Origin of the sequence: Streptomyces sp. NPDC050546, from assembly GCF_044457425.1 — a bacterium.
Classification (GTDB): Bacteria; Actinomycetota; Actinomycetes; order Streptomycetales; family Streptomycetaceae; genus Streptomyces.
In genome coordinates this window covers 429190-449521 of record NZ_JBITGX010000004.1, presented here as the reverse complement: position 1 = coordinate 449521, position 20332 = coordinate 429190, and the positions used below count along the sequence as shown (strand labels likewise).

Genomic DNA, 20332 nt, shown 5'->3' with positions numbered 1-20332 from the left:
GTGATACCTGTCACATGATGCCGCGCTCTCCGGCACGGCGTGCCTGGGGTGAGGGGCCTCACCGGGCTGGGGTAAACCCGGTGAGGCCCGCCGAGCACCCCCGAAGGAGCACAAAGGACCAGTTCAAGGCCCTGCTCTCCGGGGGGCGGGCCGGTCGGTCCCCACCCCAATGGGGACCGGCCGACCTCATCCACGAGGTTTCGGCCTCGGACCGTCGACGGCTTTCGACCGTCCGGGCGTGAGGGCTCGCGGAGTCTCAGGGGGAGGAGCGCGCCCCCGCGCGACAGATCGGTACGGCGGAGGAGCGGTGGTCTGCCTCGGTCAGCCGGGAAAGACCGGGATGTCCCGGTGACCGTCCCGGACACCGGCCACGCGAGCGCGGTCTGCGACACCGCGCACGAGGCTCATCGGAGCCCGGCCGCTCGGTGTGACGGCATGCGCGTCGCCGTGACGCGGTGTGCCGTGGTCGCCCAGGGAACGGTTGCAGAGCGTGCCGTCCGGACGCCCTCCGGGCACGTGACCGACCGGGTCGGCGCCTCCGACACTTGCGGACGCTCCGGCGTGAGCTCCGCGTCTGAGGTGGTGCGCGCGGCCGTGAGCTGTGTGGTCGTGGGCTGCGTGGTCCTGGGCTGCGCGGTCGGCGTACGGGGCGCCGTACTGGTCGCCGTGCGGGCCGTGCGCCACGGGGGCCGCCTCCCCGGCCGGGGCCGGGGTGGCGGGGGCGGCGGGGGTGTCGGCCGGCTGCGGGTCGACCGTGACGGGCGCCGGATAGCCGGGGAGGCCGGGCTGAACGGGCGCTCCCGATACCGTGACGTCACCTTCGGGCGGAGCGGGCAGCCCGGGCAGGTCCGGGATCGCCGGCGCGTCGGGCGGGGCCGGCAGGTCGCTCAGGGGCGGCAAGCCGGGCAGCACGGGGGCGGACGGTGCCTTCGGCGGTACAGAGAGGTCCGGCAGGTCCGGCAGCGAGGGGGACTTCGGAGGTACCGGCCGCTTCGCCTTCACCAGCTCCCCGCTGACCGACTTCCTCGCGTCATCCACCACTCGTACGACGCGGTCGGCCGAAGCGTGCACGTCGGGTCGAACCAGCTGCCCCTGCCCGCTGACCGACCGTCCGGCCGCGCTGTCCGCCGACACCCGCAGACCGTCCGCCGCATACGCCCGCTCGCCGCACAGGAGCCCGATGACGAGCACCCCGCCCACCAGCAACGCCACTTGGAGCGCACGCCGCCCGGCCGCCGTGCGCAGCACGCGCACAGCGACACCGGACAGGGCTGCTGACGAGGTCAAGAGGGGGAGCTTCCTCCCGTGCGACGGAACAAGTGCGGAACGCATCACGCGTCACGGGCAACGAGTCGGCACAACGCGGCACTGCCCGGCGCGGCGCGACACTCTGCCGAGCAGGCGCTGATCCTCGCACGGGAGTGCGGAGGTCGCGCAAGCCCTCCTCTATTGATGGCCAGTCATATCCGTTTTGCCGAACCGAATCGGACGACGACGCGTCGACAAATCGTCACACCGCGTCCGGTATCGGCAGCGGCCGCTTCTCGATCGCCGCCGCCATCACCTCCGGAAACAGATCGGGCGTGCAGGCGAACGCCGGTGCCCCCAGCGCGGCGAGCGCGGCCGCGTGCTCCCGGTCGTACGCCGGTGCCCCCTCGTCCGAGAGCGCCAGCAGCGTCACGAACTGCACCCCCGACGCCTTCATCGCCGACACCCGCTTGAGCATCTCGTTCCGGATGCCCCCTTCGTAGAGGTCGCTGATCAGCACGACCACCGTCTCGGCGGGCCGGGTGATCTGCGACTGGCAGTACGCGAGCGCCCGGTTGATGTCCGTACCGCCCCCGAGCTGCGTGCCGAACAGCACGTCGACCGGGTCGTCGAGCTGGTCCGTCAGGTCGACGACCGCCGTGTCGAAGACGACGAGTCGCGTGGAGATCGTCCGCATCGAGGCGAGCACCGCTCCGAACACCGACGCGTACACAACCGATGCCGCCATGGATCCCGACTGGTCGATACAGAGGATGACCTCCTTCTTGGTGGACTGGGACGCCCGCCCGAACCCGATGAGCCGCTCCGGCACGATCGTTCGGTACTCGGGCAGGTAGTGCTTGAGGTTGGCCGCGATGGTGCGGTTCCAGTCGATGTCGTGGTGGCGGGGCCGGTTGACGCGGGCGCTGCGGTCGAGGGCGCCGGTGAGGGTGGCCCGGGTGCGGGTGGCGAGCCGCTTCTCCAGGTCCTCGACGACCCTGCGCACGACGGCCCGTGCCGTCTCCTTCGTCGTCTCCGGCATGGCCTTGTTGAGCGACAGCAGCGTGCCGACGAGGTGCACGTCGGCCTCCACCGCCTCCAGCATCTCCGGCTCCAGCAGCAGCGTGGCGAGACCGAGCCGGTCGATGGCGTCGCGCTGCATGATCTGCACGACGGAGGACGGGAAGTACGTCCGGATGTCCCCGAGCCAGCGCGCCACGGACGGCGCCGACGCCCCGAGCCCCGCCGAACGGTCCCGGCCCCCCTGCGGCTTCTCCCCCTTTCCGTAGAGCGCGGTGAGTGCCCCGTCCATCGCCGCGTCCTGCCCCGACAGCGCGCATCCGGTGCCGTCCGCCGCGTGGCCCCCGAGCACCAGCCGCCACCGCCGCAACCGCTCCTGCGCCGGGTCCGCCACCTCGGTCGTCATCCGTGTCCTCCCCCGCGACGCCGTTCCCACAGCGGGATCACCGGCACGGTCGTCGTCGGCCGGCCTTCCGCCCGTGGCCTGTTGCCGACACCGTCCGCCGCTTCCGTCCTCGGAGCCGGCTCCCCAGGTCCTTCGGTCGTCATCCCGTCACCCCCGCCAGGTCGTTGCCGGTCTTCTCATCCACCTCGTCCAGCCCGAGCAGCAGCCGCAAGACCGGCAGCACGGCATCCGCGCGCGCCGCGTCGAGCTCGGCCGCGAAACCGGGTATGCCGGAGCCGGCCGCCGCCGGACCTCCCCCGGCCCCCGGCCCGCGCCGGACCAGCTCGCCGAGCGTCCGGCGCACCCCGGGCTCGTACGCCGAGAACGTCCGCCGCAGCAGGGGCAGCACGTCCGTGAAGGCCTCCGCCGGCACACCGGTAAGCCAGGCGTCGACCAGCCCGAGCAGCCGCTCGTCGTGCACCAGGAGCATCCCGCCACCGGAGCCTCCTCCGACGAAGCCCTCGATCCACGCGGCCGCGTCCGCGGGAGGTGTGCCCGGCGACAGGACGAGCCCCATGAGCAGCGCCGCCTCGTCCTGCGCCAGCTCCCCGTCGTCGAGCAGCAGCCGCACGGCCCGCCCCCGGATCACCCCGGGCACGGTGTCCCGCCCGCACAGCACCCGCAGCACCGACTGCCAACGGCCTCTCAGATCGCCGTGCCCCGCCGCGGGTGCGTCGCCCAGGAGCCCGACGGCCCCGTGCACGGCGTCCACATGACGCCGCATCTCCTCGGCGGCATCCGCGTCGAGCGCGGCGCAGGCCGGGGGCATACCGACGAAGACCCGCTCGGCCAGACCCGCGGCGACCTCACCCAGGGCCCCGGTGGCCGTACCGCGCACATCGCCGTAGCGCAGGGAGCGGACCAGGGCCGGCAACGCCTGGGCGAGATGGCCGACGTCCGTGTCGAGGGCGGCCCGGTCGGCGAGGATCCGCATCACCGTGGGCAGGGCGTCCGGCAGTTCGGCCAGCAGGCAGCGCTCGGCGAGCGCGGTGACATCGGCGAGGCCCTGCGCGGTGACCCCGTCCGCCTCGGCCTTCGCGGTCGCGGCGGACAGTACGGTCGTCCCCCACACTCCGGCCTCGGCGACCCGCACCGACAGCTCGGGCTCCCAGCGCAGCCGCCAGGTCTCCCGGAACGTGCCCGTGCTGCCCCGCGAGGCGGCCGGTTCGCCCCACGCGACTCCGAGCAGCCGCAGCCGGTGCAGCAGCCTGCTGCGGCCGGCGTCGGTCTCCTTGCGCAGGTCGAGCTCCAACTCCCGCTCCAGCGCCTCCGGCTTCAGCCGCAGCCGGCGCTGGAGCCGGGCGAGGTCCCGCTGCAACGGAACCGCCGGCGCCGTCGGCGGCACCTCCCCCAGCACGTCCCCCACGACCAGCCGGTCGTGCACCAGCGCCAGCGGTACGTCCGAGCCCTCGCACATCACCGCCCGCACCGCGTCGGTCGTCTCGCTCAGGCCGGGCAGCGGACGGCCGCGCATCGCCGCGAGCGTCTCGGCCAGCCGCACCGCCTCGATGACATGCGCGGAGGAGACGATCCGGTCCTCGGCGCGCAGCAGTCCGGCCACCTTGGTCAGCCATCGCTCGACCGGCCGGTCCGGGGCGCTGAACAGATGCCCGTACCAGCCCGGCGACTCGATGCCGGCTCCGTATCCACTGATCCGGGACAGCCTGCGGTGGGTCCACGGCACCCAGGTCATGTCCGTCTTGACCTTGGGCAGCCCCTTCAGCAGCGCCTTGTCGGCGGCGACGGTCGTCTTCCGCCGCAGGGCGGGCACATGCCAGGCTCCGCAGACGACGGCCACGCCGTCCTCGAACTCCCGCTGCGCGGCCCGCACCTGGAGCCGCATATGGGCCTCCCGCACCAGGTCCCGGTCGTGTCCCCCGCTGCCGTAGGTCTCGCGCAGCGCCCCCATGGCGTCCTCGAGCACGGTGAACGGCGCGAGCGCGTCCCCCTGCCCCACGCCCCGGTGCTCCACGACGTCCTCCCACCACCGCTCCGGATCGTCGTAGCCGGCGGCGTCGGCGAGAACGCCGAGCGGATCGATCCGCAGGTCGGCGGGGCCGGGGCCAGAGTCGCGGTCGTCATCGCCGTCGCGGTTGTCATGGCCGTCGCTGTCGCCATCGCCGTCGCTGTCGCCCTCGCGGTCGCCATCGCCGTCACCGTCGTTGACGGTCCCCGTCGCCTCCTCCTGCCTCCCCCAGGCCAGCGTGTGTGTGGCCGGCAGGTCGATGAAGCGGGCCGGGACGTCGTGCGCCAGGGCCCAGCGGATGGCGACCCACTCCGGGGAGAACTCGGCCAGCGGCCAGAACGACGAGCGGCCGGGTTCGTCCACGGCATGGGCGAGCAGGGCGACCGGAGGCCGCATCTCCTCGTCGGCGGCGAGCGGGATCAGGGCGTCGGCCTCGGGCGGGCCCTCGATCAGCACGACCCGCGGCCGGGCCTCCTCCAGCGCCGCCCGCACCGCCCGGGCCGACCCCGGGCCGTGATGGCGCACCCCGAGCAGCAGCGGCCCGGCCCCTCGGCCCTCAGCCCTCTCCACGCCTGTCACGCCAACCCCCTCCCCTCCACGTGTCCCTCTGACGGCCCCGCCCCGTACCGCTCACACGCTCACCTCACGGCAGGCCCGGTAGAAGTCCTTCCAGTCGTCGCGCTCGCGGACCACCGTCTCCAGGTACTCCTGCCAGATGACGCGGTCGGCCGCCGGGTCGCGGACCACCGCGCCGAGGATGCCCGCGGCGATGTCGCCCGGCCGCAGTACGCCGTCGCCGAAGTGGGCCGCCAGGGCGAGTCCGTTGGTGACGACGGAGATCGCCTCGGCCGTGGACAGCGTGCCGCTGGGCGACTTCAGCTTCGTCCGGCCGTCGGCCGTGACGCCGTCGCGCAGCTCCCGGAAGACCGTGACGACCCGGCGGATCTCGTCTAGGCCGTCGGGCGCGGCCGGCAGGTCCAGGGAGCGGCCGATCTGGTCTACGCGGCGCGAGACGATGTCGATCTCGGCCTCGGGGCTCTCCGGCAGCGGCAGTACCACCGTGTTGAAGCGGCGGCGCAGCGCGCTGGACAGGTCGTTGACCCCGCGGTCGCGGTCGTTGGCCGTGGCGATCAGGTTGAAGCCGCGGACCGCCTGTACCTCCTGGCCCAGCTCCGGTATCGGCAGCGTCTTCTCCGACAGGATCGTGATGAGCGTGTCCTGCACATCGGCCGGGATACGCGTCAGTTCCTCGACGCGGGCGGTCATGCCCTCGGCCATGGCCCGCATGACCGGACTGGGCACGAGGGCGTCACGGCTCGGGCCGTGGGCGAGCAGCCGCGCGTAGTTCCAGCCGTACCGGATGGCCTCCTCCGGTGTGCCGGCGGTGCCCTGCACCAGCAGCGTGGAGTCACCGCTGACCGCGGCGGCCAGGTGCTCGGACACCCAGGTCTTCGCCGTGCCGGGCACGCCGAGCAGGAGCAGGGCTCGGTCGGTGGCGAGGGTGGTGACGGCGACTTCGACGATGCGGCGCGGACCCACGTACTTCGGTGTGATCACCGTGCCGTCCGGCAGCGTGCCGCCGAGCAGGTAGGTCGCGACGGCCCAGGGCGACAGCTTCCAGCGGGCCGGTCGCGGGCGGTCGTCCTGCGCGGCGAGTGCGGTGAGTTCGCCGGCGAAAGCGTCCTCGGCGTGCGGCCGCAGCGCCTCGGCACCGTCGGTCTGCGACGTCGGTTCAACGGACACAGGCATGGCTGAGTCCCCCTCCAGCTCGGCCGGTTCGGATCTGGTGACCACGTTGCACCACACCACTGACAATCCCTTCTGACCTGCGCAGACGTCCTGCCGGCGCCGCTCGCGGACCCGATTGTCAGTGGCGGGATCTACCTTCGATGGCATGACTCAGCAGGGGGTGCGCTGGACGGCGGACCAGGTGCTGGCACTGGCGCCTGACACCGCGTCACGCAAAGCGGGAAGCAAACTCGGCGCGGCGGGGCCGTGGTCCGAGGCGGGGAGTTCCGACGAGGGGACGGTGTGGGGGCTGTGCAAGGGCAGCGGGAGCAAGCCGTATCAGACGGTCGTCGACATCGCGGACGCCTCCGGGCCCGCGTACAAGTGCAGTTGTCCGAGCCGCAAGTTCCCGTGCAAGCACGCGCTCGGGCTGCTGCTGCTCTGGGCGGGCGGCGACGGAGCGGTGCCGTCGGGGCAGGCGCCGGAGTGGGCCGGTCAGTGGATAGCGGGGCGGCGCAAGCGGGCGGAGGAGAAGAGTCCGGGGGAGAGTCCGGGTTCGCCGTCCGGGTCCCCTGACCCGGAGGCGGCGCGACGGCGGGCGGAGCGGCGGGCCGAGCGGGTCACGGCGGGTGCGGTGGAGCTGGAGCAGCGCCTGGCGGACCTGTTGCGCGGCGGCCTGGCGTCGGCGGAGCAGTCCGGCTACGGCCTCTGGGAGGAGACGGCGGCCCGCATGGTCGACGCCCAGGCGCAGGGCCTTGCCGCGCGGGTGCGGGAGCTGGGGGCGATCCCGTCCACCGGTCCGGGCTGGCCGGTGCGGCTGCTGGAGGAGTGCGCGCTGCTGCATCTCCTCGGCCAGGGATGGCTGCGCCGCGAGCGGCTGCCGGACGGCCTCGCCGCCACGGTCCGTTCACGGATCGGCGTGCCGGCCTCCGCGGAGGGCCCTCCGGTGCGGGACCGCTGGCTGGTGCTCGCCCAGTACGACACGACCGATCCACGCCTGACGACCCGCCGGATCTGGGTGCACGGCGCCGGCTCGCACCGCACCGTGCTGCTCCTCTCCTACGGCGCCGCAGGCCGCGCCCCGGAGCTGGCGCTGCCGGTGGGTCTGACCCTCGAGGCCGAGATGTCCGCCTACCCGGGCGCCGGGCAGCTGCGGGTGGCCCTGGGCGAGCGGTTCGCACCGCCCACGCCCACGGACATACGTCCGCCGGGGATGACGACATCGCAGGCGGCGGCCCGTTACGGCGACGCTCTGCGCGACGACCCGTGGCTGGAGTCGGTCCCGGTGACGCTGGACCGGGTCGTCCCCACCCCGGACGGCGGCTCCTGGCAGCTGGCGGACGCCGACGAGGACGCGGCGCTGCCGCTCACTCCCGCCGCGCGTTCGCGGCCCGGCCTGTGGCGGCTGGTCGCCCTGTCGGGCGGTGCCCCGGTCAAGGTCTTCGGCGAATGCGGCCACCAGGGCTTCACCCCGCTGACGGCCTGGCCCGAGGGCCCGGGCGAAGCGGTGGCGCTGTGCTGAACCGACGGCGGTGGACCGGCCTTTCCGACCCGATCCACCCTTCCCACACTTCCCATGAATCAACGCACCTTTCAGGCATCTCCTATGAACCAACGCATCTTTCAGGCATCACGGGACAACCGATGAGGGTGAGCCTTCAACCGCTCCCGGGCGCCCCACGGAAAGGAAGCTCATGACCAGTACGGCCGCTTCTGTGGACGCGCCCGCCACCAGCGCCTGGGAGGGGCTCGTCACCACGGCACTGCTGGGCACGGACCGGCGCACTCCGCCGGGCACCGGGCCGGGCCCGGAGGCACCGGTGGCCCTCCTGGACGCGGCGGCGGCGGAGACCGTGCGACGCCGGGCCGGTCTGCGTCCGGCGCGGGCGGCGGAGCGTCCGCAAGCCGCCCCGCGGGACCCTCGTCCGTCGCTGCCGCCCGCGGCGGCCCGCAGACTCGCGCTGCTGCTCGCCGACCGCCCCGGCGCGTCCGGCGGCGGCCGCCGGGGCGCCGCGCCCGATCTGGTGGAGCTGCTGCCGCAGTGGCTCGCGGGGGCCAACGCCCGTGGTTTTGCACCTCCGCCGCACGCGCTTCCCGCACTCCTGGACGCGGCCCGGGGGCGTACCGACCTGCGTCCGGCGGTGCTGGAGTTCGCGGGGCCGCGGGCCCTGTGGCTGGCGCGGCTGAACCAGGACTGGCGCTTCGCCCTGCGCTCTGCCCCGGGCGGTGGAGCGGCGCTGCCGCACGCCGATGACGGCGACCGGATTCAGCGGCTGTGGCAGGAGGGCCTGTTCGCCGAACGGGTCGCTCTCCTCTCCGCCCTGCGCTCCCGCGAACCGGCCGCCGCCCGTGAACTGCTCGCGACGACCTGGGCGACGGAACGGGCCGAGGACCGGCTGATGTTCCTCGACTCCCTGCGCGCGGGCCTGGGCCCGGACGACGAGCCGTTCCTGGAACAGGCCCTGGCCGACCGCAGCCGCAACGTCCGGGCGACGGCGGCGGAGCTGCTGTCGGCGCTGCCCGGTTCGGCACTCGCCGCACGGATGGCGGTCAGGGCGAAGGCGTGTCTGGCCGTCGACCACACGCGGACACCGCAGGCAGCACGGCCGGCTCGGACCGACCAAACCCCCCAGACCCCTGAGCCCGCTCAGACCGTTCAGTCCGCTCAGGCCACACCGATGATCGCCGTCGAAGCGCCGCACGAGTGCGATCCGGGCATGGAGCGCGACGGCGTCGTGGCGAAGGCCCCGGCGGGGCGGGGAGAACGGTCCTGGTGGTTCGGCCAGTTGGTGGAGGCGGCACCGCTCGGGACCTGGTCGCGGCGGCTGGGCGGGCGGACACCCCAGGAGATCGTGGCGCTGCCGGTGGCGGACGACTGGCAGGGCGAACTGCACGCGGCATGGTGCCGGGCGGCGGTGCGCCAGCGGGACGCCGAATGGTCGCGCGCGCTGCTCGGCGAGCCCTCGGCGCCGGAGGCCGGCGGCCCGGGAGCGGTGTCGCTGGCCGAACGCGCCAAGCTGCTCGGCACGCTGGGCGCCGACGAACGGGCCGAGTGGGTGGCCGGCTTCATCGCGACACACGGCCTGTCCGAGGCCTTTCAGCTGCTCGGGGTGTGCGCGGTGCCGTGGTCCGGGCCGCTCGGCCGGGCAGTGGTGGACGCGCTCAACATCGCTCGGGACGCAGGGAGTTATCCATGGAGTTTCAGCGGGGTCATGGGCCTGGCCGAGCGCTGCCTCGACCCGTCCGAGGCCGGTCGCCTCGACGCTCTGCTGGCCGTACCGGACGAACCGGAGAACGCGTCACCCGGAGCCGGCGGCTACTGGGCGGAGGCCTTCCAGCGCCTGGTCACGACCCTGCGGCTGCGCGCGGCGATGGCGGAGGAACTGGGCGTGTCGTAGACCCGCGACCACCGGACCACTGCGCGAGGCCCCGGCCGACAACGGGCCCACCGGGCACGACACCACAACCGACAGCGCACCCGGCCCTGACCCCGACGCCGGCCCAGACCAGCCGAAGCCGTCCCGGCCCCACCGCCGGAGGCCTACGCCCCGGCCGGCTGGCGGGCGTTCGTCCGGACCCACTCCACGATCGATGTCGTCGTCGCGCCGGGCGTGAAGATCTCCGCGACGCCCTTCTCCTTCAGCAGGGGGATGTCCGCCTCGGGGATGATCCCGCCACCGAAGACCAGGATGTCAGCGGCGTCCCGCTCCTTGAGCAGTTCGATCACCGCCGCGAAGAGCGTGTTGTGCGCGCCGGAGAGGATGGACAGTCCGATCGCGTCGGCGTCCTCCTGGATCGCCGTGTCGACGATCTGCTCGGGAGTCTGGTGGAGGCCGGTGTAGATGACCTCCATACCCGCGTCACGCAGGGCCCGCGCGATCACCTTGGCCCCACGATCGTGGCCGTCGAGCCCCGGCTTGGCCACCACTACGCGGATCGGACCGGCTGCCACACCCATCACTGCCTCCATGAAGCGAATACATCCATCCGTACCGACAAGTACCGCACACATCGGGCACGCCGTACACGCCGCACCGCACGGACACCCCGCCCCGCATCGTCCGGGCAAGTGAACGAACGTTATCTCCAGGATCCCGCAACCGGCAGTTTCGCGCTGCGGACCGAGGGGGAAATCACACGGTGGGACAAGCGCAAGGGGAGCCGCGACGAAGTCGCCGTACCGCCGCCGCACCCACCACGCACAGCGGCGGTACGGCACTTCGGCGAAGACACGCAGGGCAAGAACCGCACGTTCGGCACGTACCGCACGCAGGGGATCACTGGCGCCACACACGCCACACGCCTCACTCAGGCCCCACGGCACACGCGGCTCGGGCCGCTCACATGGTCATCGCCTGCCGTCTTCGCAGCAGCTCTCCACGAGGGCACACGGGGGGCGGAGCCGTCTTTCCGCGTGCCGACAGGAGGTCGGCCATGAAGGTCACCAGGGCGGCTCTGCCCTTTCTCCCGTTCTGCCGGCAGCTGCTGCCGAGCCGGCTGACGGGACTCTCCGTGGCACTCCTGAAGGCCACCGCCCTCGAGATCGCGATCCTGGCCGGGCATCTCCTCCTGTACCCCTCCGGCATCACCCAGGAGCGACGAGCACCCGCCCCGGCGCTGCCCCCGGCGGACGGCGCCGCCCAACTGCCCACGGAGGCCAAGCCCCCGGTTGTCCTGCTGCACGGCTTCATCGACAACCGCTCGGTCTTCGTCCTGCTGCGGCGCAGTCTCGCCCAGCACGGCAGGCAGCAGATCGAGTCCCTCAACTACTCGCCGCTGACCTGCGACATACGCGCCGCGGCCGAACTGCTGGGCCGGCGTATAGAGGAGATCTGCGAGCGCACCGGGGCCCGGCGGGTCGATGTCGTCGGGCACAGCCTCGGCGGCCTGATAGCGCGTTACTACGTGCAGCGGCTCGGCGGTGACGCCCGCGTCCGGACCCTCGTCACCCTCGGCACGCCGCACTCCGGAACCCGAGTCGCGCCCCTCGCGGACGCGCACCCCATCGTGCGCCAGATGCGCCCCGGCTCACCGGTGCTCGAGGAGCTCACTCGGCCCGCCCCTGGCTGCCGTACGCACTTCGTCAGCTTCTGGAGCGACCTGGATCATGTGATGGACCCGCTGGAGACGGCCCGCATCGACCATCCCGATCTGACGGCGCAGAACGTACTCGTGACCGGCATCGGCCATCTCGCCCTGCCCGTGCACCCCGCAGTCGCCAACGGAATACGGCAGGTCCTCGACACGGCCCACCCGGGTGAACCGTCCGCCCATCACACCGGCGGCCTCACGGTGGCCTGACGGCGGACCCGACGGATGGGCGCTCGGCGTCGAAACGTCGAACAAACTTCGAACACAAAGCCAAACCCGCGCCCGCCGTCCGCCAAAACACGGCCGAATGCCCGTTTCATGCGCGCGCGAAACCTGCCGAAGATTGTCGTGCCCGCGTACCGCCGGGTACAGTCGCCGCACTGCTCTGGCAGCCCCTGTTGTCGAGGCGAAAGAGAAGTTGGTGAACGACCGTCACCCGTCGGGGACCATGCCCCCGGCTCCGGGTTCCGAGGCCGCCTCGGCGCATTACGCGTCGTACGGCACTCAGGAAGCCCAGTACGGCGACTTCACCACGTACGGCGACTACGCCGCCACCGGATTTGACGCCACCGGCGCCCATGCCACCGGTACGGACGGCGCCGGTTTCGGCGCCACCGGGCACACCACCGCGACGTTCGCCAGCGACCCCCTCTTCGGCAACCTGCCGGGCAGCGGCCCCGACACGGGCGCGTACGACACCGGTCACTGGCCCACGGGCGCGCACGAGAACCCGCACTACGACGCGTACGCGGCCCAGCACCACGCCGCCTACGACACCGGTGTCTACGACACGACCTCCTGGACGGCCCAGCAGCAGCCGCTGTCGGTCATCCCGCCGCAGGCCGGGTCTCCCGACGCCACCGGCCAGTGGGACACCGGCGCCTGGCTCCAGCCCGACCAGTCAGGCAATCCGGCCGACCAGACCCAGCAGTGGGAATGGGGCACGCAGGCCTTCGACACCGGCACCTACGACGCCACGCAGTGGAACTCCGACGGCTCCGCCGCGCCCGCCCCCGACGGGTACGAGCAGCACACGGACGCCTTCCACCAGCTCGAGACGGCGACGTTCGAGCAGATCGGCTACGACGAAGCCACCGGGGCCGCCTACGACGACCCCGCCGCGGACGGCGCGGAGCCGGCCGCCACCGGCGAACTGCCCACCGTCACCCCGCTCCTGGACGGCCAGGAAGAGGTCGGCCCGCGCACCGCCGCACGGGCGGCCTCGCGCGCCGGGTCCCGCTCCCGCCGCCGTACACCCCCCAAGCGCTCGGCCCTGCTGACCATCGCGGTGCCCTCGGCGTGTGTGATGGGCGTCGCGGGGATCGCCGCCGCGTCCGTCGGCAGCCTCACCGAGGACAGCGCGGCGGAGGCGCAGACGACCGCGGCGGACGCGCAGCCGGTGCAGCCGGCCGCCGCCAACAACAAGCTGGACACGCAGTTGCAGAGCCTCTCCGCCGGAGCGGACGACTTCGCGGACCGCGCCAGCCGTACGCAGGAACGTATCGACCTCAAGGCTCAGCAGGCGGCCGAGCGGAAGCGGGCGGCGGAGGAGGCGGCCCGCAAGGAGCGGCTGCGCCCGAAGTTCGCCATGCCGGTCGCGCGCCATGGACTCAGCGCCCAGTACGGCCAGTCCGGCATCAACTGGATGTCCCTGCACACCGGCATCGACTTCCCCGTCTCGTACGGCACGACCGTGATGGCCGCGACCGACGGCACCGTCCGCACCCAGTGGAACAGCGCGTACGGCAACATGCTGATCCTGACCGCGAAGGACGGCACGGAGACGTGGTACTGCCACCTCTCCACCTACACGGTCCCCTCCGGGACGACCGTGAAGGCCGGCGATTCGATCGCGCGCTCGGGCAACTCCGGCAACTCGACCGGCCCCCATCTGCACTTCGAGGTGCGTCCGGCAGGCGGTTCGCCGATCGACCCGCTCCCGTGGCTGCGCAGCCACGGCGTCGACCCGACGTAACGTCCCGGCAGCCCCGCCGATCCAGCCCGGCTGGTTCAGCCCCCGCCGCTCCGGCGAGAACCTCTTCGGCGTCGACATCTCATTACAGATTCATGCCTGCCTGGGGCATGCCCCCAGGTCCTCCGTCACGGGCAGGCACTCGGCGAGCAGGTCGACGACGTCGCGCCAGGCTCGCTGCGCGTGCTGTGGGTGGTAGCCGACACCGGGGACCACGGGGTGGTCGACCGGCGGGTGGTGGAAGGCGTGCAAGGCGCCGCCATAGATCACGAGGCGCCAGTCGACGCCCGCGGCCTGCATCTCAGCGGTGAACGCGTTGCGTTGCGCGGGCGGCATGATCGGGTCTTCCGATCCGACCCCGGCCCACACCGGGCAGCGGATGTGCGCCGCCTCGCCCGGTCGGCCCGTGATGGTCGCGTTGACTGTCCCGATCGCGCGCAGGTTGACGCCGCCTCGCCCGAGTTCCAGCGCGATGGCGCCCCCGGTGCCGTAGCCGATGGCGGCGATCCGGTCGGGGTCGGTCCGGGGCTCGGTGCGCAACTCGTCGAGTGCCGCGTGGCCGATGCGCCGCATCCGGTCGGGATCAGCGAGCAGTGGCATGCAACGGGCCAGCATCTCCTCGGGGTCGCCCAAATAGCGTCCGCCGTGAAGGTCGAAGGCCAGCGCTACATATCCCAGCTCGGCGAGAGCATCGGCCCGGCGGCGCTCGACGTCGCTGAGCCCCATGCCCTCTGGTCCGAGCAGCACCGCGGGCCGGCGGTCGACACCTGCCGGGAGCGCGAGGTGCCCGATCATCGTCAAGCCGTCGGCCGGGTACTCGACCGTACGCGTCGTAATCGTCGTCATGAGGCTGGACTGTAGTGATCGTCGAGCCCGGTCCGGCCGATGTTCTGCCGCTGGCAGAAGAGCGTAGGCCGACGTCACGTTCAGCCCCAGGGTTCGCCAACAGTGTCGTCCGGCCGGCGGATGCTCACCTCGCAGGACTACCGCGGCCCGGGGCTACAGCTTCTCCACCGGCGCGTACCGCAGCAGCAGCCGCTTCGGCTTGGTGTCCCCGAAGTCGATGCTCGCCTCGGCGTTCCCGCCCGTGCCCTTGACCGCCACGACGGTCCCGAGCCCGAACTGGTCGTGCGTGACCCGGTCCCCGACCGCAAGCGACACCACCGGCTTCTCGGAGGTGCGGCGGGTGGCAAAGCCGGAGGCGCCCGACGCGGACGAACGCGAACGGGACGACGACAGTGAGGCCGCCACGGCGGAGACCGGCCCGGAGGACGCCGGCGCGGTCGCACCGGTCCGCTTCCACTCCAGGTGGGTCGGCGGGATCTCCTCCAGGAACCGGGAGGGCGGGTTGTACGACGGCTGGCCCCAGGCGCTGCGCAGGGTGGAGCGCGTCAGATACAGCCGTTCTCGCGCACGCGTGATGCCCACGTATGCCAGACGCCGCTCCTCCTCCAGCTCCTTGGTCTGGCCGAGGGCGCGCATGTGCGGGAAGACGCCGTCCTCCATGCCGGTCAGGAAGACGACCGGGAACTCCAGGCCCTTGGCGGTGTGCAGGGTCATCAGCGTGATGACACCGTCGCCGTCCTCCTCGTCGGGGATCTGGTCGGAGTCGGCGACCAGCGCGACCTTCTCCAGGAAGTCGGCCAGGGTGCCCTGCTCGTCCTCGCCGCGCTCCTGCTCGAACTCCATGGCGACGGCGGCGAGTTCCTGGAGGTTCTCGATCCGGGTCTCGTCCTGCGGGTCGGTGGAGGCCTGTAGCTCGGCGAGGTATCCGGTGCGCTCCAGGATCGCCTCCAGCACCGTGGCGGGCCCGGCGCCGGACTCGACGACCGTACGGAGGTCCTCCATCAGCGTGTTGAACCGCTTGACGGCGTTGGTGGAGCGCGCGGCCATGCCGTACGCCTCGTCGACGCGCTTGAGCGCCTGCGGGAAGCTGATCTTCTCCCGCTGGGAGAGGGCGTCGATCATCGCCTCGGCGCGGTCGCCGATGCCCCGCTTGGGCACGTTGAGGATCCGGCGCAGCGGCACCGAGTCCTCCGGGTTGGCCAGCACACGCAGGTAGGCCAGGACGTCCCGGACCTCCTTGCGCTCGTAGAAGCGGACGCCGCCGACGACCTTGTAGGGCAGGCCGACGCGGATGAAGATCTCTTCGAAGACACGGGACTGGGCGTTGGTGCGGTAGAAGACGGCGACGTCGCCCGCCTTCGCCTCGCCCGCGTCGGTGAGACGGTCTATCTCGTCGGCGACGAACTGCGCCTCGTCGTGCTCGGTGTCGGCTACATAGCCGGTGATCTGCGCGCCCGTGCCCGCGTTGGTCCACAGGTTCTTGGGGCGGCGGGACTCGTTGCGCTCGATGACCGCGTTGGCCGCGCTCAGGATCGTCTGTGTGGAGCGGTAGTTCTGCTCCAGCAGGATCGTCGTCGCGTCCGGGTAGTCCTCCTCGAACTGGAGGATGTTGCGGATCGTCGCGCCGCGGAAGGCGTAGATCGACTGGTCGGCGTCACCCACCACGCACAGCTCGGCGGGCGGCAGGTCGTCCGCGCTGGGCGGTACGTCGACGGGGTGCTCGGAGGTGCCCACGAGCTCCCGGACGAGGGCGTACTGGGCGTGGTTGGTGTCCTGGTACTCGTCCACGAGGACGTGGCGGAAGCGGCGGCGGTAGTGCTCGGCGACGTCCGGGAAGGCGCGCAGCAGGTTGACCGTCGTCATGATCAGGTCGTCGAAGTCGAGGGCGTTCGCCTCGCGCAGCCGCGACTGGTACATCGCGTAGGCCTGGGCGAGGGTCTTCTCGAAGCCGTCGCCGGCCTGGGCCGCGAAGTCCTCCTCGTCGATCAGCTCGTTCTTGAGATTGCTGATCTTGGCGCTGAAGGACTTCGGCGGGAAGCGCTTGGGGTCGAGGTCCAGGTCGCGGCAGACCAGGGCCATCAGGCGCTTGGAGTCGGCGGCGTCGTAGATCGAGAAGCTCGATGTGAAGCCGAGCTTCTTGCTCTCCCGGCGCAGGATGCGTACGCAGGCGCTGTGGAAGGTCATCACCCACATGGCGTTCGCGCGCGGGCCGACGAGCTGCTCGACGCGCTCCTTCATCTCGCCGGCGGCCTTGTTGGTGAAGGTGATGGCGAGGATCTGGCCCGGGTGGGCGTCCCGCTCGGCGAGCAGGTGGGCGATGCGGTGCGTGAGCACGCGGGTCTTGCCGGAGCCGGCGCCGGCCACGATGAGCAGCGGGGAGCCGGAGTGTGTGACGGCGGCGCGCTGGTTGTCGTTCAGCCCCTCCAGGAGCGCGGCGGCATCCACCGGCGGGCGCGCGGCACCGTCCCGGTAGTAGGCGTCGCGGTCCGGCGGCACGTCGAACTTCCCACCGAACAGATCGTCCGGGACCGACTCCGGTCCGTGATCGTCCTCGGGCGGCGGCGGGGGCTCGTCCGCGGGGCCCCGCTGGGCCTGGAGGTCCGCCAGGAAGCTGTCGTCAAAGAGGCTGCTCATCGCTCTCCGAGTCTAGGGCGCCCCACTGACAGCCCGCCGCCGCCCTGAGAACATCGCCGAAAGTGCCCCCTGTCACCCTCCAGGTGTGCGTGATCACAGGCCGCTACGGCCTTCACGATTACTCCCGAATGGTGACCAACCCCCCTCGATTGATCACTCTCGGCGATACTCATGAGCAAGGTCACGGAAATGTATCGGGCATATCACCCATCAACCTTCACAAGGGCCACACGAGTTGGCTACCGTGCGAGGAGGTCACACGACCCCCACCGGCGAACGTCGCCGGGCCGCGTGGCCTCCGCCGAGTCCGGCGTGCCGCAGCGGCAGCCAGAGCCGGGGACCCAACCGAGACCCCGGGGTGAATCGGCCCGACTCCCTTTCCGGAGACGGCCGTAGGGCAACCCTTCCGAACCACCCGCCCGAACCCGACAGCTAACCCGGTAGGCGGAGCATGGAAGGAGTCGCCTCCCTTGGCGTCGCACCGCAAGTCGCGTCCTACGGGTTCGCGCGTTGCAGGCATACGGACCCCCGCCCTCGCGACGGCGGCCCTCACCTCCGTGGCCCTGCTGTCCCAGTCGGCCAACGCCGCCCCAGAGGCCGACGACAAGCCCAGCCTTGAGGAAGTCGAGAAGAAGGTAGACGACCTCTACCGTCAGGCGGGATCCGCGACCGAGAAGTACAACGGAGCCAAGGAGAAGACCGCCAAGCAGCGCAAGCGCGTCGACACCCTCCTCGACGACGTCGCCGAGCGCACCCAGAAGCTGAACGAGGCGCGGGAGGAACTGGGCACCTTCGCCGCCGCCCAGTACCGCACCGGCGCCTCCGCCCCGGACACGGCGACGTTCCTGCTCGCGGACACCCCGCAGGACTACTTCGACCAGACCCAGTTGATGGACCGGATGACCGGCCGTCAGAAGGTGGCGGTCGACGACTACGTCACCCAGCAGTCAGAGACGATGGAGAAGCGTCGGGAGGCCGCCGAGAGCCTCGAGACGCTCACCGAGTCACAGGGCGACCTGAAGACGGCCAAGGCGACCGTCCAGAGGAAGCTCGCCGACGCGCGCGAGCTGCTGTCGAAGCTGACCGCCGAGGAGAAGGCGCGGCTCGCGGCGATCGAGAAGGAGAAGCAGGAGGAGGCCGCCCGCAAGGCCGCCGAGCTGGCCCGGCAGCAGGCCGAGCAGCAGAAGGAGCGGGAAGCCGCGCAGCAGGAGGCCGCCCAGCAGCAGGACAGCGGCTCCTCCTCGTCGACGGGCTCGTCCTCGTCGTCCACCGCGCCCGACTCCTCGTACGCCACCAAGGCCGAGAAGGCACTCGCCTTCGCCCGCGCCCAGATCGGCAAGCCGTACGTCTGGGGCGCCACCGGCCCCGGCTCCTACGACTGCTCCGGGCTCACCCAGGCCGCCTGGAAGGCCGCCGGGGTGACCCTGCCGCGCACGACGTACGACCAGGTCAACGCCGGCACCACGGTCCCGCTGGCCGACGCTCAGCCCGGTGACCTGGTCTTCTTCTACGACGATGTCACCCACGTCGGCATCTACATCGGCAACGGCATGATGATCCACGCTCCGAAGCCCGGCACGTACGTGCGCGAGGAGTCGATCTACTACGACGGCGAGTCGTCGATCCACAGCGTGGTGCGGCCGGCCTGACCGGTCTCGCAGGTTTTTGTGACCCCGCGCGCGTGGCCTGCCCGTAACGCGCGCGGGGCCTCTTAGCATCGGCCCCATGCCCGGCCCCTCCCCCTCAGTCGCCTGGTGGGCGCAGCGTGCTCCGGCGGCCAGTGCCGCCGTGCTGGCGACCGGCACCCTGTCGGTCGGTCTTGAGCTGGCGGGGTACGAGGTCCTCTCACGCATCGCCCTGGTTCTGGCCTGCGCGGCCTGGCTGATGTTCGCCGCGGACTTCACCCTGCGGCTGCTGCGGGCCGGGACCAGGTGGCGGGCGTACACGCGCAGGCCGGGTGTCCTCGAGAGCGTGACGACGGCTGCCCTGACCACCGTGGCGGCGACGGCCGTCCTGGGGACCGCCTTCTCGGCGGCCGGCTCCCAGGCTCTGGCCGTCATGCTGCTGGTGCTCGCCGTGCTGCTCTGGCCGGTGCCGCTCGTCCTCGTCCCGCAGGGCGGGGAGCGGCGCAGGCCCGGGACGGTGTTCGCGCGCTGCATGGCCACACAGGGGCTCGCCGTGCTCGGCGCCACGCTGGCCGCGGCCGAGTCGGCGGACTGGCTGGCGCACGCGGCGCTGGTGCTGTTCTGGCTGGGACTGGTGCTGTACGTCCTCGCCCTGGTCCGTTTCGATGTGCGGCAGGTGTCCGAGGGGACCGGCGATCACTGGCTCGCGGGCGGGGCGCTCGCCCTCTCGGCGCTCGCCGGGGCGCGGCTGATCAGCGCCGACAGCGCGCGTCTGTACCTGTGGAACGAGGACGACCGGGACGTCCTGCGCACCGTGACCGTCGTGCTGCTCGTCCTCGCACTGGTCTGCTACGCCGTCCTGCTCGCCGCCGAGTTCCTGTGGCCCCGGCCCCGCCATGACGTCCGCCGCTGGGCGACCGTGTTCACCTGGGCCAAGACGGGGACGGCGGCACTGGCCGTCGCCGTCGCCCTCGACGTCTCCTGGCTGGACGGCTTCGGGGAGGCTCTGCTGTGGATCGCGGTGGCCGGGTGGCTCGTGGCCGCCGCCTGGACGGCCGCCTCGGCCCGCTCCGGTGCGCCGCCCGGCCGCCGGGTCAGGTCCAGAGCACGGCGATGAAGACGTTCACCGTGGTCAGCAGGCCGACCAGCCCGAACAGGCCCTTGTCCACCTTCTCGTCGTCCCGTTTCACGTAGACCAGGCCGAGGATCACGATCAGCAGGGCCAGCTTCACGCCGATCTTGATGTTGTTCACGGACTGGTCGTCGGCCTGGTTGAGGCCGACCAGGATCACACCGGTGGCCAGCATCGTCAGCGCGCCGTGCAGCATCGCCGGGGTGTAGCGGGCGGTGCCCTCGCCCATCGCCTTCATCTGGGTGAGAAAGCCGCCCAGAAGCGAGGCTATGCCGATGATGTGGAGGCCGACGAAGAGGTGGATGAGTACGTCCATGAGGCCGGAGCCTAATCAGGGGGCCCGATCCGCCCGACACCGGCCCACCGCTGCATATATGCGCCCCATAGCACCCGATCACCGACACTCACCCATGAAATCGACGCATCGGTCATCACGCTGAGTTAAGGCGACGGCGCCCCGGCGGGATCGCGGTCGCATACGGTCACCGTCGGTCCTCTCGGGACAGTTCCGCGCACCGGCCACGGGCCCGCCATGGCGAGGTTTAACGTCCTCCTCCAGGTGACCGGCTCCCCACCGCCGCCCGGGCCAGGGGCGGCAGTCGGGCACCACCGCCAGAAGTCCGGC

General features: G+C 72.0%; 14 protein-coding genes and 1 riboswitch. Of the genes, 6 read left to right on the top strand and 8 right to left on the bottom strand.

All coding sequences use genetic code 11. The annotated features are described in order from the left end of the window. Positions 1 to 321: 321 nt before the first annotated feature. The 4 genes from ACIBK5_RS13055 to ACIBK5_RS13040 all read right to left on the bottom strand — a co-directional run bounded on the left by ACIBK5_RS13055 (position 322) and on the right by ACIBK5_RS13040 (position 6428). Positions 322 to 1287 (bottom strand): hypothetical protein, encoded by a 966-nt coding sequence (locus tag ACIBK5_RS13055; protein ID WP_399018964.1) that lies wholly within the window; start codon positions 1285 to 1287, stop codon positions 322 to 324. 223 nt (positions 1288 to 1510) lie between these two features. Beyond that, positions 1511 to 2674: a VWA domain-containing protein gene (locus ACIBK5_RS13050; protein ID WP_399018962.1), complete on the bottom strand. Its 1164-nt coding sequence runs from the start codon at positions 2672 to 2674 to the stop codon at positions 1511 to 1513. Positions 2675 to 2813: 139 nt separating this feature from the next. Next, positions 2814 to 5258, bottom strand: a complete 2445-nt coding sequence (locus tag ACIBK5_RS13045) for a DUF5682 family protein (RefSeq protein ID WP_399018961.1) — start codon at positions 5256 to 5258, stop codon at positions 2814 to 2816. A gap of 51 nt (positions 5259 to 5309) precedes the next feature. Beyond that, positions 5310 to 6428 (bottom strand): AAA family ATPase, encoded by a 1119-nt coding sequence (locus tag ACIBK5_RS13040; protein WP_399018959.1) that lies wholly within the window; start codon positions 6426 to 6428, stop codon positions 5310 to 5312. 145 nt (positions 6429 to 6573) lie between these two features. Between ACIBK5_RS13040 and ACIBK5_RS13035 the strand changes: the two genes are divergently transcribed. Both ACIBK5_RS13035 and ACIBK5_RS13030 read left to right on the top strand, forming a co-directional pair. Continuing rightward, positions 6574 to 7929 carry an SWIM zinc finger family protein gene (locus ACIBK5_RS13035; RefSeq protein WP_399018957.1) on the top strand — a complete coding sequence of 452 codons (1356 nt, stop codon included), beginning with the start codon at positions 6574 to 6576 and terminating at the stop codon, positions 7927 to 7929. A gap of 172 nt (positions 7930 to 8101) precedes the next feature. Beyond that, the gene (locus ACIBK5_RS13030) at positions 8102 to 9805 is read left to right on the top strand and encodes a DUF5691 domain-containing protein (RefSeq protein ID WP_399018956.1); all 1704 of its coding nucleotides are present in this window, start codon (positions 8102 to 8104) and stop codon (positions 9803 to 9805) included. Between the two features lie 143 nt (positions 9806 to 9948). On the opposite strand, the gene ACIBK5_RS13025 is transcribed toward ACIBK5_RS13030, so the two are convergent. Then, the gene (locus ACIBK5_RS13025; protein WP_382489501.1) at positions 9949 to 10365 is read right to left on the bottom strand and encodes a cobalamin B12-binding domain-containing protein; all 417 of its coding nucleotides are present in this window, start codon (positions 10363 to 10365) and stop codon (positions 9949 to 9951) included. Positions 10366 to 10841: 476 nt separating this feature from the next. Between ACIBK5_RS13025 and ACIBK5_RS13020 the strand changes: the two genes are divergently transcribed. Both ACIBK5_RS13020 and ACIBK5_RS13015 read left to right on the top strand, forming a co-directional pair. Then, complete coding sequence (locus ACIBK5_RS13020) at positions 10842 to 11708, top strand: esterase/lipase family protein (protein ID WP_399018954.1); 867 nt, start codon at positions 10842 to 10844, stop codon at positions 11706 to 11708. 97 nt (positions 11709 to 11805) lie between these two features. Then, positions 11806 to 13473 (top strand): M23 family metallopeptidase, encoded by a 1668-nt coding sequence (locus ACIBK5_RS13015; protein WP_399018952.1) that lies wholly within the window; start codon positions 11806 to 11808, stop codon positions 13471 to 13473. A 90-nt stretch (positions 13474 to 13563) separates the two neighbouring features. Here ACIBK5_RS13015 and ACIBK5_RS13010 read toward each other — a convergent pair whose 3' ends face one another. Beyond that, positions 13564 to 14316: a dienelactone hydrolase family protein gene (locus ACIBK5_RS13010; RefSeq protein ID WP_399018951.1), complete on the bottom strand. Its 753-nt coding sequence runs from the start codon at positions 14314 to 14316 to the stop codon at positions 13564 to 13566. Positions 14317 to 14469: 153 nt separating this feature from the next. Then, positions 14470 to 16950 carry a DNA helicase PcrA gene (pcrA, locus tag ACIBK5_RS13005; RefSeq protein WP_399018949.1) on the bottom strand — a complete coding sequence of 827 codons (2481 nt, stop codon included), beginning with the start codon at positions 16948 to 16950 and terminating at the stop codon, positions 14470 to 14472. A 303-nt stretch (positions 16951 to 17253) separates the two neighbouring features. Continuing rightward, positions 17254 to 17412: riboswitch (cyclic di-AMP (ydaO/yuaA leader) on the top strand. An 8-nt stretch (positions 17413 to 17420) separates the two neighbouring features. On the opposite strand from pcrA, the gene ACIBK5_RS13000 reads away from it, so the two are divergent. Beyond that, on the top strand, positions 17421 to 18599 hold the full coding sequence (locus tag ACIBK5_RS13000; protein WP_399018947.1) for an NlpC/P60 family protein: 1179 nt from the start codon (positions 17421 to 17423) through the stop codon (positions 18597 to 18599). Between the two features lie 76 nt (positions 18600 to 18675). Next, positions 18676 to 19692, top strand: coding sequence for a hypothetical protein (locus tag ACIBK5_RS12995; RefSeq protein WP_399018946.1), 1017 nt, complete (start codon positions 18676 to 18678; stop codon positions 19690 to 19692). On the opposite strand, the gene ACIBK5_RS12990 is transcribed toward ACIBK5_RS12995, so the two are convergent. Then, positions 19670 to 20023, bottom strand: coding sequence for a hypothetical protein (locus ACIBK5_RS12990; RefSeq protein ID WP_399018945.1), 354 nt, complete (start codon positions 20021 to 20023; stop codon positions 19670 to 19672). The two genes, ACIBK5_RS12995 and ACIBK5_RS12990, sit on opposite strands and share 23 nt — an antisense overlap. Positions 20024 to 20332 lie beyond the last annotated feature (309 nt).

Bases quoted from the DNA above. Each gene is read 5' to 3' on its own strand.
- ACIBK5_RS13050 (WP_399018962.1), bottom strand. From the start codon at position 2,674: ATGACGACCGAGGTGGCGGACCCGGCGCAGGAGCGGTTGCGGCGGTGG.
- ACIBK5_RS13040 (WP_399018959.1), bottom strand. From the start codon at position 6,428: ATGCCTGTGTCCGTTGAACCGACGTCGCAGACCGACGGTGCCGAGGCG.
- ACIBK5_RS13035 (WP_399018957.1), top strand. From the start codon at position 6,574: ATGACTCAGCAGGGGGTGCGCTGGACGGCGGACCAGGTGCTGGCACTG.
- ACIBK5_RS13030 (WP_399018956.1), top strand. From the start codon at position 8,102: ATGACCAGTACGGCCGCTTCTGTGGACGCGCCCGCCACCAGCGCCTGG.
- ACIBK5_RS13025 (WP_382489501.1), bottom strand. From the start codon at position 10,365: ATGGGTGTGGCAGCCGGTCCGATCCGCGTAGTGGTGGCCAAGCCGGGG.
- ACIBK5_RS13020 (WP_399018954.1), top strand. From the start codon at position 10,842: ATGAAGGTCACCAGGGCGGCTCTGCCCTTTCTCCCGTTCTGCCGGCAG.
- ACIBK5_RS13015 (WP_399018952.1), top strand. From the start codon at position 11,806: ATGCCCGTTTCATGCGCGCGCGAAACCTGCCGAAGATTGTCGTGCCCG.
- ACIBK5_RS13010 (WP_399018951.1), bottom strand. From the start codon at position 14,316: ATGACGACGATTACGACGCGTACGGTCGAGTACCCGGCCGACGGCTTG.
- pcrA (WP_399018949.1), bottom strand. From the start codon at position 16,950: ATGAGCAGCCTCTTTGACGACAGCTTCCTGGCGGACCTCCAGGCCCAG.
- ACIBK5_RS12995 (WP_399018946.1), top strand. From the start codon at position 18,676: ATGCCCGGCCCCTCCCCCTCAGTCGCCTGGTGGGCGCAGCGTGCTCCG.
- ACIBK5_RS12990 (WP_399018945.1), bottom strand. From the start codon at position 20,023: ATGGACGTACTCATCCACCTCTTCGTCGGCCTCCACATCATCGGCATA.